Genomic DNA, 13,417 nt, shown 5'->3' on the forward strand with positions numbered 1-13,417 from the left:
CGCGATGACCTCGGGGGACGATCCGGGCGATCACGACGGGCCACGCAGCACAGGGGGAAAGATAATGTCGAACAACACCACAACCTCCTCGCGATGCCGAGTCTGCGAATCCCCGCTGAGGCGCACCTTCGTCGACCTGGGCGCAGCGCCGCCTTGTGAGGCAATCCTTACTTCTGAGGCCGCGGAGCTCGGTGAGGTGGCGTATCCACTGCATGTCCGCGTCTGTGAGAACTGCCTGTTGGTGCAGTTGCCCGAGGTGCTGCCGGCCGAGGAGATCTTCACCGACTCCTACCCCTACTTCTCGTCCTTCTCCTCCTCATGGGTCGAGCACGCCCGCCGGTATGTGGACACCATGGTGGAGCGCCTGTCTCTGGCGCCGGACTCCTTCGTCGTCGAGGTCGCGAGCAACGACGGGTACCTGCTGCAGCACGTCCGTGACCGTGAGATCCGTTGTCTCGGAATCGAACCCACCAAGAACACGGCGGCGGCCGCCCGCGAGAAGGGCATCGACACGACGGTCTGCTTCCTCGGGGCGCAGTCGGGGCGGGAGATCGCCGAGCGTCACGGCCGGGCCGATCTGGTCATCGCGAACAACGTGTACGCCCACGTGCCCGACCTGGCCGACTTCACCCAGGGTCTGGCCGCGCTGCTGGCCGACACCGGGACCGTGACTATCGAGGTCCCCCACCTCATGAGGCTCATCGAGCTGCGTCAGTACGACACGATCTACCACGAGCACTTCCAGTACTACACGCTGCAGACCGCGTCTCGTGCCCTGGCACTCGGGGGCCTCGTGGTCGTCGACGTCGAGGAGTTGCCCACCCACGGCGGGTCACTGCGGATCCACGCGCAGCACGAGAACCACGCGCACGGCCCCACGGCCGCGGTCACCGACCTGCTCGCCCGCGAGGAGGCCGCCGGACTGCACGACCTCGAGGGTCTGTCGGGATTCGAGGCGGCCGTCCACGCCGTCAAGCGCGACCTCCTCCGATTCCTCCTCGACGCCCAGCAGGCCGGAAAGACCGTCGTGGGATACGGCGCACCCGGCAAGGGGAACACCTTGCTCAACCATTGCGGAATCCGGCGTGACCTCCTCCCCTTCACCGTCGACATCAACCCGCACAAGCACGGCAAATTCCTGCCGGGCAGCCGCATACCCGTCCTCGCGCCGTCCGCCATCGATGAGGCCCGACCCGATTACGTCCTCGTCCTTCCATGGAACCTGCGGGAGGAGATCACGCGTCAACTGACGCCCTCACTGTCGACCTGGGGTGCACGGCTCGTCTTCGCCGTCCCACAGCTGGAGGTCGTCGACCTCGAAGGGAGTCCGGAATGAAGGTCGTCCTGTTCTGCGGTGGATTCGGGATGCGCATGCGTGAGGGCGCCGACGACATTCCCAAGCCGATGGCCATGGTGGGTGATCGCCCACTCATCTGGCACGTCATGCGCTATTACGCCCATTTCGGCCACACCGAGTTCATCCTCGCGATGGGATTCGGTGCCAAACACATCGCCCGCTATTTCCTCGAGTACGAAGAGGCCTACTCCAACGACTTCGTCATCGACTCCGGCGAGGTCGACTACCTCACGACCGATGTCGCCGACTGGAAGATCACCTTCGTCCACACCGGCATCGACACCCCCATCGGCGAGCGCCTGCACCGCGTCGCCCCCCATATCGGCGACGACGAGGTGTTCCTCGCCAACTACGCCGACGTCCTCACCGACGCACCACTCGACCGCATGGTCGAGGAGTTCGTCGCCGGCGACTCACTCGTCTCCCTGCTGGCCGTGCCACCGCAATCGGCCTTCCACATCGTCGACGTCAACGGCGACAACATCGTCCGAGGCATCCGGTCGATCAGCGAGGTCCCCGTGCGCGAGAACGGCGGCTACTTCGTCATGCGACGCGAGGTCCTGGACGAGCTGCGGCCGGGCCACGACCTCGTCGGCGACACTCTGACCCGCCTCTCAGCCCAGGGGCAGGTCCGCGCCTACCCCTACGACGGGTTCTGGATGCCGGCCGACACCGTCAAGGAGCGCGTCGCCCTCGAGAACCTCGCCACCAGCGGCGAAGCGCCCTGGCAACTGTGGCGCGAGAACGGCGCCCTGGCGAAGATGCCTCCCTCGGCGTTGCTGTCGGGGAGGTGAGGCGGACGTGCTGACGCTCCTGCCCCCGCCGACCGACGCTCCCCGCCGCGTCCTCGCCGTCGGTGCCCATTGCGACGACATCGAGATCGGCGCCGGCGGCACCCTGCACACGTGGGCGCAGGCGGCCCCCGACACCGAGTTCACCTGCGTCGTCCTCACATCCACGCCGCAGCGCGCGGAGGAGTCGCGCGCCTGCCTCGCGGCGCTGATCGCTCCGGCGAACGTCGAGGTCGTCGTGCACGACCTGCGCGACACCCGCCTCCCCGTCGACTACGACCGGGTCAAAGACATCCTCGGCGACCTGTCCCGCCAACCCTGGGACGTCGTCCTCACCCACCAGCGGCACGACGCCCACCAGGACCACCGCCTCCTCGGGGAATCCGCCCCGACGGCCTTCCGCGACCACCTCGTGCTGCAGTTCGAGATCCCCAAGTGGGACGGCGACCTCGGTAGGTCGGGCGCCAACGTCTACCAGCCGCTCATCGAGGAATCCGTCGCGGCCAAGTGGGCGGCACTCGATGCCCACTACCCCAGCCAGCACGGCAAGGACTGGTGGGACGCCGAGACGTTCTCCGCCCTCGCCCGCCTGCGCGGGATGGAGTGCCGGCACCGCTACGCCGAGGCGTTCCGCTGCGAGAAGCTCGTGCTCGCCTCACCGCTGTTCTGAGACACGCGCCGACCATCGCGAAGGAGCGAGGATGCCCGACACGTCACTGACCCCAGGTGCGCCGATCCTCACCTGTCGCGGCTGCGGCGGCGACCGCCTGGAACAGGTGCTCGACCTCGGCCGGCAGTCCGCCTGCGACCACTTTCCTCCCGCCGACGACCCCGGCCCCGACCCCCGGTGGCCACTGGGCCTGACGATGTGCCGCGGCTGCACGCTGGTCCAGCTCGACCACGTCTCCCCACCGGAGGAGGAGGCGCTGGCCGTCGAGAGCGCGACCCTGCGGCGTCACGCCGAGGAGGTCACGACCCGCATCCTCGACCGGGTGGAGCTGCCGGAGCGCCCGCGCGTACGGGAGTTCTCCAGCCACCACGGAGGGTCGTGGATCGAGGCATGGCGAACTCGGGGTGCAGCCGAGGTCGACACGGACGCCGACCTCGTCATCGACAACCAGTCGATCATCCACTCCGAGCGCATGGATTCCGACCTCGCCGAGCGCGTCACGGCGCTGGGTGAGCACGGGGCGCTCGTCATCGAGTTCCACCACGCCCTGCGGCAGGTGCGTGGCGGCCAGTTCGACACCGTCCGGCACGGACACCCGCTGTACTTCTCGCTGCACGCCTGGTCGGCCACGTGTGAGCGGCACGGGCTGGTCATCGTCGACGCCTGGGCCGAGGAGGTCTTCGGTGGATGCCTCCTCGTCGTCGCACGCCGCGCAGGGAACGGCTGCGAACCGTCGGAGACGGTGGCCGAGATCCTCACCGCCGAGAAGGACGCCGGCATCACCGACCCGGCCGGGTACGCCCTGCTGCGCGACCTGGCACGGACCGTCCGCACCGACGTGGTCGGGCACCTACAGGCGGCGAAGGACACCGGACGCACCATCGCCGCCTATGGCGCGGGATCCAAGGCGTGCACGTTCCTCGGCGCGGCCGACATCGGTCCCGACCTGCTGCCGTACACCGCCGACCTGTCCCCCGAGAAACAGGGACGCCGGATGCCGGGCGTCGGCGTGCCGATCGTCTCCCCCGACGAACTCGTGCGGCGCGCCCCCGAGGAGGTCCTCATCCTCACCTGGGACATCGCCGACGAAGTCGTCATGCAGCTCCGCCGGGCGGGGTCGAACGCTCGCTACGTCGTCCCACTGCCGCGTCTCCGCGAGGCCTGAGCACGTCTGGGTTCGTCCGGTCCCCACGCGCCCATGACGGCCCAACCGTGGTCCCGCACAGCCTCCCACCGCTCCGGTGTCAGCCCGAAGAGGTCGTAATCGACCAGCTCACCGTGCAGTTCGCGCCACCGCGGGATCCTGGCGTCGATCTCGAACCCACCCAGCCGGAGCAGGGCACGAGGAAGCTGGTTGGCCGCCGCGACGGGTGCATCGATCCGCTGGATGCCGAGCCCCGTGAAGATCTGGTCCAGCGCGAACCCCACGCAGGCACTGGCGGACCTCGTCACCGACGGCGCCTCCGGCGACATCCAGAACCCGACCTCGCACGTGAGACCACCCGGAGACAGGTGCCAGATCTGCATCTCGCCCATGAGCCCGTCGGGCCCGATGAGGCCGAGACACACGCCCTCGCCGCGTCGACGACGGGACTGCCATGCATGGAGGTGATGCTCGAAGGCGACGGCGTCGGTGTGCAGGTCGAGGTTCTCCCCGCCCAGTCCCCACCACGGCTGCATCCGGCGCGCGTTCGCCCTCATTGCTCGAGACCATGCGTGGGCGTCGCCACGTGCGATGGGGCGGATGCTCACGGCTCCGGAGCGCCCTCCCGGCTCGAACCACGTGTTCAGCGGCGAGGCGGCCGGACGACGCAACCGCTCACGGGTGTGGCGGACGGCCCGCAGGATCCGCGGGGAGACCCGAGCGCGGAGGAGACGGCGCACGGTGGACGACATACTTCGACTCCTGGCGACACGGCTGGACAGAAGGGCGCGGGGGCATCGGGGGCGCGGAGCGTCACGCACACCGACCGGCACGCACGGGAACAGTACTGCACCGCAGGGTGACCGGCTGCTGCCCGCTCACGAACGCCGTCTGAACACCGGCTTGACCGACGGTCCACCGAGATCGGGTGTCGCGTCACCCCGTTCGAGCGCCGCCGCGTAGACGGGCGCGGCGGCTTCGACGGCGCGGACGGTGACCTCGATGTCGGCCGCGTTCAACGCCGAGCTCACGACGAACGAGGGCCCGACGACCCCATGCCGGATGAGCTGGCGCATGAACAGTGTGCGGAACGGTTGGGATGGGCGCAGGTCCGCGTCGAGGGTGGCGAAGACGAGGTTGCAGTCGCGGCCGAGGATCGTGAGGTGGTCGGCCAGTCCGGCCTCGGCGATGACGGGTGTCAGCGCCTCGCGCAGGGCTCTGCCGTTGATGGCGAGACGTTCGGAGGTGCCCTCCTCGCGGTGGACCTCGATCGTCGCAATGAGGGCGGCGAGTCCGGCGGACTCCGCGCCGTGGGTCGTCGAGAGCAGGAACACCCGGTCGGTGTCGGTGTCGAGACCGCCGTACTCCATGATGTCGCGCTTGCCGGCGAGCGCCGAGACGGCGAACCCGTTGCCGATCCCCTTGCCGAACGTGCAGAGGTCCGGCCGCGCGCCGACCAGGGCGTGCGCCCCCTGCAGCGCCCACCGGAAGCCGGTGATCATCTCGTCGACGACGACCAGCGCGCCGTGCTCGTGCGCAAGATCGATGAGGTCGCGCAGGTAGTCCGGCGGCGGGACCAGCGCCCCCGAGACCGGCTCGAGCACGAGGCAGGCGATGCGGTCGGGGTGCGCCTCGAAGAGTCGGCGCACGGCGTCCAGGTCGCCGTAGGGGAACCCGACCGTGAGCCGGCGGATCTGCTCCGGAATGCCGGCGTCCATCGGGGTCGCGCCGATGAACCAGTCGTCGGTGGAGAAGAACGGTTGATCGGTGCAGATCGCCACCAGATCACGGCCGGTGTGAGCCCGCGCGAGTTTGACGGCGGCCGTGGTCACGTCCGAACCGTTCTTGGCGAACTTCACCATCTCCATCGTGGGTACGGCCGACAGGAACGCCTCCGCCGCCTCGAGCTCCAGCGCCGCCGGGCGCACGAAGTTGGTCCCCAGCCCGATCTGCCGAGAGACGGCCTCGGTCACCTTCGGGTGGGCGTGACCGAGGATGACCGACCGCAGACCGGAGCCGTACTCGACGTACTCGTTGCCGTCGACGTCCCACACGTGAGCACCCGCACCCCGCGCGATGATCGGCGCGCAATCGGCAGGGTACTGGTCGGGTCCCTTGGCGTAGGTGTGTGCGCCGCCGGGCACCAGGCGGCGAAGCCGTGCCGCGGCCTCCACCGACCGATCGAACCGTTCGTTCATGGCAAACCCCGGAGTGCGCAGCGTCAGCTGCATTCAATCAGGGGCGACCAACCAGGTCGATCAGTAGGCCCCCGACCCCCGAGTGACGGCCTGGAACGTGCGCAGGAGGATGCGTAGATCACCGATGGGCGACCAGTTGTCGACGTAGCGCAGGTCGAGGCGCAGCGACTCCTCCCAGCTGAGGTCACTTCGGCCGCTGACCTGCCACAGGCCGGTCATCCCCGGGCGCACGTGCAGCCGCCGGAGGGCGTCGGGCTCGTACTCGGCCACCTCGGCCGGCAGCGGCGGGCGAGGTCCCACGAGCGACATGTCGCCGAGGATCACGTTGAACAGCTGGGGCAGCTCGTCGATCGAATACCGGCGCAGGATCGCGCCGACCTTGGTGACCCGGGGGTCGTTCTGCATCTTGAACAGGACCCCGTTGCCCTGGCTCCGCGCCTGCAACGCCGCCAACTTCGCCTCGGCATCGACCACCATCGTGCGGAACTTGTAGATGTCGAACAGCTCACCCCGGATGCCGACGCGCTTCTGCCGGAACAGGATCGGCCCCGGGTCGGTGAAGCGGATGGCCAGGGCCGTGACGATGAGGATCGGCGAGAGGGCCAGCACGAGCAGAGCGGCCAGCGTGCGGTCCATGAGCTGCTTGAGGATGACGCTGCGACGCCCCGCCGCCGGCCGCTCGATGTGCAGCAGCGACAGGTCGGAGGAAGGACGGATCGACAGGCGCGGCCCCGCGACGTCGAGAAGACCGGGGCTCACGATGAGTTCGACGCCACGCTCCTCCAGCGCCCACGCCAGCCGGCGCAGCGCCTTGCCGGCGAGATCCGGGTGGGAGGCGACCGCGACGACGTCGGCGCCCATGCGGTCGGCGACGGCGACCGCATCACGCGGCCGACCGGAGACCGGGACCCCCTCGATGTCGGAGGACATGTTCCAGTCGCCGTCGAGCCCCGAGGCGCAGACCGCCACCGGCATCAGACCCTGCGACGGTTCGCTCTTGACGCTGCGGACCAACGCGCCCACGGCGTCGGCGCGGCCGACCACCACGGTGCGCTGCATCAGGTCGCCACGAGCGCGACCGGCGAGCAGCCACCGGCGCGTGACGAACCGGGCCAACAACCCGCCCAGCAGCAGCACCGGCAGGAGGATCAGGACGTACAGCCGCGCGAGCAGCACGTTGAGGATGAACGCGGAGACGGCCAACACGGCCAGCACTCCCACGACCGCCCGCGTGACCGAGCGGTACTCCTCGACGGCCACGCCGAGGAACCGGCGCTCATACGCGTTGGACAACCCCAGCGCGAGCACCCACATCGGCGGGATGAACAGGCTCAGCAGCACGTACTGCCACGTCAGGGCCTCGCCGAACCGCAGGAGCGAGGCGAGCAGCGCCGCCACCACCCCGACGAGCACGTCGAGTGACACGACGCGGACCAGGTACTTGGAGACCCACGCGGGCGTGGTCGGCGTCCTGACCGCGGTCGATCCCAGCGTCGGCGCGAACGGAAGGTCGCTCGGTGGAACCGACACCCGATCCGGGCGTTTCCTGTGCCTGGCCCGCTGAGCGCGCACGCGTGACTCTGACGTCACCTTCGGTTCCCTTCGACAGCCATCCGGACAGCGCGGTTCACGTGGCGCAGGCGGACGGAGTCCACCGGCCGCAGAACACGTGAACGATGCGCGAAGCCACCCCCGCCTCGGCACACCGTGGGCGTCAAAGTGACACTGCTACACCGACACCCGCACTTATCAAATTGTTACAGAGGCCGCCGCCGATGGCCAGCCCGCCCCCCGCGTCACGAATGGAACTTCTGCTGAGCGGCAAGCAATCCCGAGGTGACGAGCAGCTCCGCGGCGTCCGCCGCGGTGTCCAGGACGAAGGGCAACACCTTGCGTTCGGAGGCCGAGAAATCACGCAGGACGTAGTCGGCGGGGTCCATCCGCCCGGGGGGTCGCCCCACCCCGACCCGCACCCGCGTGTAGTCCCGCGTCCCGATGCTGCCGCTGATCGACCGCAGCCCGTTGTGACCTCCCTCACCGCCGCCCTTCTTGAGCCTGACGTCGTCGAAAGGGATGTCCAACTCGTCATGGACGACCACGAGATGATCGGCGTCCACCGAGAAGTACTTGAGCAGCGAACTCACCGGCCCACCAGAGACATTCATGTACGAGAGCGGGACGGCGGCGATGACCTTGGGCCCGGGGGCGCCTCCGGGCAGGACACCCAGCCTGAACTCCGCGACCTGGGCCGAGGACTTGTGCCGGCCGAGCTTGCACCCCGCCCGCCGCGCCATCTCCGCGATGACCATGGCCCCGACGTTGTGACGATTCCCCGCGTAGGAGGGGCCGGGGTTCCCGAGCCCGACCAGCAGCCATGTGTCCATGGGGAAAGCCTACGGGCGGGTACCGACGGTCCGTGAATCCCGTCGACCCGCACCGGCCGTCGTGCGCGTGCGTGCGTTCGTTCGTCAGTACGCGCCGTGATGCCCGAAGACCGCCCGTACCGTCCGCAGGAGGATCCACAGGTCGGTGATCGGAGACCAGTTATCGACGTACCGCAGGTCGAGCTTGAGCGACTCGTCCCAGCTGAGGTCGCTGCGGCCACTGACCTGCCACAGGCCCGTCATCCCGGGGCGCACGTGCAGGCGGCGGATCGCGTCCGACTCGTAGGCGAGCACCTCCGACGGCAGCGGCGGTCGTGGGCCGACCAGCGACATCTCCCCCGCACGGCGCCGATCCGCGTGACCCGCGGGTCCTGGCGCATCTTGAACAACACCCCGTTGCCCTGGTTCTCGGCCTCCGCGCTCCTCCAACGCCCATGCGAGGCGGCGCAGCGCGGTACCGGCGAGGTCGGGGTGAGAGGCGACCGCCACGGCCTCGACCCCCAAGAGGTCGACGGCGGCGACCGCGTCCAGCGGAGCACCGACGACGGGGACGCCGGCGATCTCGCTGCCGGGCTCCATCGGGCGCCCGGCGAGATCCACGGCACAGGCGGCCACGGGGAGCAGGCCGAGAGACCGATCGGTCGTCACGCTGTCGACCAGCGAGGAGACCGAGTCGGACCGACCGACGACCAGGGTGCGCTGCAGGCACTCGCCCGCGCGGCGTCGCACGGCCAACCGGCGGCGGATCACCTTGCGCGAGCACAGGCCTCCCACGGTGAGGACGCCGAGGGCGATGACCATGTACCCGCGGGAGAGCTGCAGGTCACCGGCGTAGGACACGATCGACAGACCGGCGAAGAGGTAGAGCAGCGCCCGCCCGATCGCCCGGTACTCCTCGGCACCCGCCTGCCCGACGAAACGACGTTCGTACCCGTTGCCCAACGACACGGCGAGGACCCACGCGATCGGCAGACTCACCGACAGCAACACGTGCCGATCCGGCACCGCGCCGTCGAAGCGCACCGTCGCCGCGCACGTGGCCGCCAACACGCCGATCGCCGCGTCGGCCAGGAACAGACGGCGCACATGATCCTGCGCCCACGACCGTCCCGGGCGCCGAACAGCCTTCAGCGGCGCCAGGGTCGGCGCGTAGGGATCCCTCACCGGCGGGAGTGTCAGCCGCTCCACGGACCGACGACGAACGTGCCGTCGATGCGCCCGCCGGTGCGCCGCGTGACGCGAGCGCGGTCCGCTGAGAGTCATCCCTCGCCTACCCATTCGTGGCCGTCCCCGATTTCGGAGAGGAGCCCCGAAAACGCTCTCAACTTAACGTGTGACAGGACGCCCGTCCACGGATTCGTGCGCCCGAGTCCGACCGCGGAACACGCGAACGGCGGACCCCCTCAAGGGAGCCCGCCGTTCACGAATCTTGTTGTCGCAGTGAGCAATTCAGCTCATGCGGTGACTCACTCGTCGTCGGAGGAGTCCTTGGCGTCGGAGTCGCCGTCGCCCTCGGCGGCGTCGTCTCCACCCTCGCCCTCGGCGGCGTCCTCGTCGGAGTCCTCGCGCTCGATGCCGGCCTCGGCCTCGGCGGCCTCGAGCTCGGCGTCGAGGGCCTCGGCCGTGATGGCCTGCGAGACGTTGACGACGAGGAGCTCCGGGTCGCTGACGAGCGTGACACCCGCGGGGAGCTTGACCTCGGAGGCGAGGTACTGGGTGCCGGCCTCGGCGCCCTCGACCGACACCTCGAAGCTCTCCGGGATGTTCGTGGCCTCGGCCTCGACCTCGAGAACGGTGTTCTCGGTGGTGACGACCGTCTCGGGCGCGGCCTCACCGGTGACGTGCACGGCGACCTCGACGGTGACCTTCTCGCCGCGGCGGACCACGACGAGGTCGAGGTGCTTGATGAACGGCTTGAGCGGGTCGCGCTGCACGTCCTTGACCAGGGCGAGCTGGCGGGTGCCCTCGATGTCGAGGTCGATGAGCGCGTTGCTCACCTTGAGGGCCAGCATCGTGTCGTGACCGGGGAGGGTCAGGTGGACGGGGTCGGTTCCCGAGCCGTAGAGCACGGCGGGGACCTGGTCGGAGCGACGGATGCGGCGGGCGGCGCCCTTGCCGAACTCGGTGCGCTTGGTGACCTTCATGACGGGGTTGTCGGACACGTGGACTCCTCACGGGGGACGACGGGGCGCCGACACGGAAGCGGGCGGCGACCCCGAGGTGGATCATCTGCGGCGGCCTCGACGCGGGGCGCGACACGACAAAGCGGCGCGCAACAGCGGAGCACCGCCGCGTCGATCACGGTCGTGACGGATCGTCCGGGTGAACCCGGGTACGTCTCGTGTCACGGCCCTCGCCGAGGCAACCCGCCCATGCTAGCCGCCAGGCGTGGGGTGGAGGAAATCCGGTGGACCGAAGGTCGGGACGCAAGGTCGGACGCAGCGCCGGGACACACAGGTCGAGCCAGGAGGTCGGGACAGCTCGTCGCGAGGCGGACTCAGGGGATGGGGTCGAACAGGCTGGTGACCGAGCCGTCCTCGAAGACCTCGTGGATGGCCTGGCTGATGAGCGGTGCGATGGAGAGCACGGTGAGCTTGTCGAACATCGCCTCCTGCGGGATGGGCAGCGTGTTCGTCACGATGACCTCCGTCGCGCAGGACTCCTTGAGCCGCTCGACGGCCGGGCCGGAGAAGATCGGGTGGGTCGCGGCGATGACGACGCTCTTGGCGCCCTCGGCCATGAGTGCCTCGGCCGCCTGGCAGATGGTGCCGCCGGAGTCGATCATGTCGTCGACGAGGATGCAGCACTTGCCCTCGACCTCACCGACGACCCGGTTGGCCTTGCTCTGGTTGGGTCGCGACGTGTCGCGGGTCTTGTGGATGAACGCCAGCGGCGCGTCGTCGAGGCGCTTGCTCCACTGCTCGGCCACCTTGATGCGGCCGGCGTCCGGGGAGACAATCGCGCAGTCCTCGTCGCCGTACTTCTCGGCGACGTAGTCCGAGAGGATCGGCAGGGCCTGCAGATGATCGACCGGGCCGTCGAAGAAGCCCTGGATCTGGGCGGTGTGCAGGTCGACGCAGATGAGGCGGTCGGCGCCGGCGGCCTTGAACAGGTCGGCCATGAGCCGCGCCGAGATCGGTTCGCGCCCACGGTGCTTCTTGTCCTGACGGGCGTACCCGTAGAACGGGCACACCACCGTGATGCGCTTGGCCGAGGCCCGCTTGAGCGCGTCGACCATGATGAGGTGCTCCATGATCCACTCGTTGATCGGAGCGGTGTGGCTCTGCACGACGAACGCATCGGAGCCGCGCACGGACTCCTCGAAGCGGACGTAGATCTCGCTGTTGGCGAACTCGTACGCCGTGGTCGGGACGAGGTGGATCCCCAGCCCCGACGCCACCTCCTCGGCGAGCGCCGGGTGTGCACGACCGGACAGCACCATGAGGTTCTTCTCGGTCGTGCGCTTGATCCCCGTCATCGCTGATCTCCTTCGGCACCGAGCTCGGTGAAGGCCGTGACGGAGGTGCCGCCGTCGACGGTCGATCCTGGGCGGAGGTGCACGTAGGGGCCGACCTGCGCCCCGCCGCCGATGTTCGCCAGGCGGGCGTGGGTGCGCACGACGACCGCGCCGTCACCGACCTCGACGTCGGCCAGCGTGGTGTCGGGCCCGATCTGCACGTCGCGCCCCACGGTGGAGGCGCCGAGCACCTGCGTGCCGGGCAGCAGGCGGCAGTCGCGGCCGAAGGTGACGTCGGAGTCGATCCACGTGGAGGCCGGATCGACGACGGTGACGCCCTCCCGCATCCACCGGGTGACGATGCGCCGGTTCATCTCGGCGCCCATGCGGGCGAGTTGCACGCGGTCGTTGACGCCCTCGGTCTGCCACAGGTCGTCGCAGACGTAGGCGGCCACGCGCCGGCCACGCTCACGCGCGATGGCGAGCACGTCGGTGAGGTACTTCTCGCCCTGGGCGTTGTCGGTGCCGACCTGCGCGAGGGACTCCCGCAGCAGCACACCGTCGAAGGCGTAGATGCCGGAATTGATCTCGGTGATGGAGCGCTGCTCCTCGGTGGCGTCCTTCTGCTCGACGATGCCGACGACGTCGTCACGCTCGTCGCGCAGGATCCGGCCGTAACCGGTCGGATCCTCGACGCGGGCGGTCATGACGGTGACGCCGTTGCCCGCCTGCTCGTGCGTCGCGACGATGGCCTTGAGCGTCTCGCCGGTGAGCATGGGCACGTCGCCGTAGGTGACGAGCACCGTGCCGGACAGATCGGCCGGCAGGGCCTCCAGGCCGCACTCGGTGGCGCGGCCCGTGCCGGGGACGTCGTCCTGGTCGGCGATCGTCGTGCCGGCGAAGAACTCCTCGATGTGCGCGGCGACGGCCTCACGCTGGTGCCGCACGACCACGGCCAGGTGGGCGGGCTCACAGGCCCGCGCCGCCACCAGGGCGTGTCCGAGCAGGGATCGCCCGGCCAGCGGATGCAGCACCTTCGGCAGATCCGACTTCATGCGGGTTCCCGCGCCTGCGGCGAGGACGACGACGGCGGCCGGTCGGGTCGGGCTCACATGTACTCCCGGGCGTGCTGGTCGGCGGGACCGCGGTGGATCCCGGCGGCCGCTTGCCATGCTAGCCGTCCGCCGGGACCCGACGGCACACGCCGTCGACCGGTCCTCCGGCGGTTCCGCGGGCGCGCGAACGAGCCGCCGCCACGCCCACCTGTACCGACCCGTTCGGGCGTGTGCGCACTCGGGCCGACCCGCGTGGGCGTGTCGTCGGCCCTGCCGTACACGCCCGCCGGTGGGCCCTGGCGCGGGCAGATGGGGAGCGGCGAATCCGGTGCGGCAGTAACGATCTCGTCGACGCCCCCTC

The 13,417-nt window shown here is 69.7% G+C and carries 11 protein-coding genes and 1 pseudogene; 4 read left to right on the forward strand and 8 right to left on the reverse strand.

Features of this window, described 5'->3' with window-relative positions:
• Positions 1-64: 64 nt before the first annotated feature.
• From QQK49_RS13415 to QQK49_RS13430, 4 genes are read left to right on the forward strand one after another with little or no spacing between them, the layout of a single operon-like run.
• A complete protein-coding gene (locus QQK49_RS13415; protein ID WP_284304354.1) occupies positions 65-1,336 on the forward strand; it encodes a class I SAM-dependent methyltransferase in 1,272 nt (423 codons plus the stop codon).
• Entirely contained in the window at positions 1,333-2,151 is an 819-nt protein-coding gene (locus QQK49_RS13420; RefSeq protein ID WP_284304355.1) for a sugar phosphate nucleotidyltransferase, read from the forward strand. The genes QQK49_RS13415 and QQK49_RS13420 overlap by 4 nt, the downstream gene beginning before the upstream one ends.
• A gap of 7 nt (positions 2,152-2,158) precedes the next feature.
• Positions 2,159-2,818 (forward strand): PIG-L deacetylase family protein, encoded by a 660-nt coding sequence (locus QQK49_RS13425; RefSeq protein WP_284304356.1) that lies wholly within the window; start codon positions 2,159-2,161, stop codon positions 2,816-2,818.
• Positions 2,819-2,849: 31 nt separating this feature from the next.
• Entirely contained in the window at positions 2,850-3,983 is a 1,134-nt protein-coding gene (locus tag QQK49_RS13430) for a methyltransferase C-terminal domain-containing protein (protein ID WP_284304357.1), read from the forward strand.
• Here QQK49_RS13430 and QQK49_RS13435 read toward each other — a convergent pair.
• The 8 genes and pseudogenes from QQK49_RS13435 to QQK49_RS13470 all read right to left on the reverse strand — a co-directional run bounded on the left by QQK49_RS13435 (position 3,947) and on the right by QQK49_RS13470 (position 13,113).
• Positions 3,947-4,714: a GNAT family N-acetyltransferase gene (locus tag QQK49_RS13435; protein ID WP_284304358.1), complete on the reverse strand. Its 768-nt coding sequence runs from the start codon at positions 4,712-4,714 to the stop codon at positions 3,947-3,949. The genes QQK49_RS13430 and QQK49_RS13435 overlap by 37 nt on opposite strands.
• A 126-nt stretch (positions 4,715-4,840) precedes the next feature.
• The gene (locus QQK49_RS13440; RefSeq protein WP_284304359.1) at positions 4,841-6,160 is read right to left on the reverse strand and encodes a glutamate-1-semialdehyde 2,1-aminomutase; all 1,320 of its coding nucleotides are present in this window, start codon (positions 6,158-6,160) and stop codon (positions 4,841-4,843) included.
• Positions 6,161-6,220: 60 nt separating this feature from the next.
• Positions 6,221-7,690, reverse strand: a complete 1,470-nt coding sequence (locus QQK49_RS13445) for a sugar transferase (protein ID WP_284304360.1) — start codon at positions 7,688-7,690, stop codon at positions 6,221-6,223.
• A 266-nt stretch (positions 7,691-7,956) separates the two neighbouring features.
• Positions 7,957-8,544, reverse strand: a complete 588-nt coding sequence (pth, locus tag QQK49_RS13450; protein WP_284304361.1) for an aminoacyl-tRNA hydrolase — start codon at positions 8,542-8,544, stop codon at positions 7,957-7,959.
• Between the two features lie 84 nt (positions 8,545-8,628).
• Positions 8,629-8,960: pseudogene (locus tag QQK49_RS23345) on the reverse strand (sugar transferase); the annotation flags it as partial.
• A gap of 1,050 nt (positions 8,961-10,010) precedes the next feature.
• The gene (locus QQK49_RS13460; protein WP_284304363.1) at positions 10,011-10,706 is read right to left on the reverse strand and encodes a 50S ribosomal protein L25/general stress protein Ctc; all 696 of its coding nucleotides are present in this window, start codon (positions 10,704-10,706) and stop codon (positions 10,011-10,013) included.
• 335 nt (positions 10,707-11,041) lie between these two features.
• Positions 11,042-12,022 (reverse strand): ribose-phosphate diphosphokinase, encoded by a 981-nt coding sequence (locus QQK49_RS13465; protein WP_284304364.1) that lies wholly within the window; start codon positions 12,020-12,022, stop codon positions 11,042-11,044.
• Positions 12,019-13,113, reverse strand: coding sequence for a bifunctional UDP-N-acetylglucosamine diphosphorylase/glucosamine-1-phosphate N-acetyltransferase GlmU (locus QQK49_RS13470; protein WP_348536188.1), 1,095 nt, complete (start codon positions 13,111-13,113; stop codon positions 12,019-12,021). Before QQK49_RS13470 ends, QQK49_RS13465 begins: the two co-directional genes overlap by 4 nt.
• Between the last annotated feature and the right edge of the window lie 304 nt (positions 13,114-13,417).

The organism is Mobilicoccus caccae (genome assembly GCF_030161635.1).
In the GTDB taxonomy this organism is placed as follows: Bacteria; Actinomycetota; Actinomycetes; order Actinomycetales; family Dermatophilaceae; genus Mobilicoccus; species Mobilicoccus caccae.

What these genes read in the sequence shown, in the direction of transcription:
- QQK49_RS13415 (WP_284304354.1), top strand. Translation starts at nt 65, where the DNA reads ATGTCGAACAACACCACAACCTCCTCGCGATGCCGAGTCTGCGAATCC.
- QQK49_RS13420 (WP_284304355.1), top strand. Translation starts at nt 1,333, where the DNA reads ATGAAGGTCGTCCTGTTCTGCGGTGGATTCGGGATGCGCATGCGTGAG.
- QQK49_RS13430 (WP_284304357.1), top strand. Translation starts at nt 2,850, where the DNA reads ATGCCCGACACGTCACTGACCCCAGGTGCGCCGATCCTCACCTGTCGC.
- QQK49_RS13435 (WP_284304358.1), bottom strand. Translation starts at nt 4,714, where the DNA reads ATGTCGTCCACCGTGCGCCGTCTCCTCCGCGCTCGGGTCTCCCCGCGG.
- QQK49_RS13440 (WP_284304359.1), bottom strand. Translation starts at nt 6,160, where the DNA reads ATGAACGAACGGTTCGATCGGTCGGTGGAGGCCGCGGCACGGCTTCGC.
- pth (WP_284304361.1), bottom strand. Translation starts at nt 8,544, where the DNA reads ATGGACACATGGCTGCTGGTCGGGCTCGGGAACCCCGGCCCCTCCTAC.
- QQK49_RS13465 (WP_284304364.1), bottom strand. Translation starts at nt 12,022, where the DNA reads ATGACGGGGATCAAGCGCACGACCGAGAAGAACCTCATGGTGCTGTCC.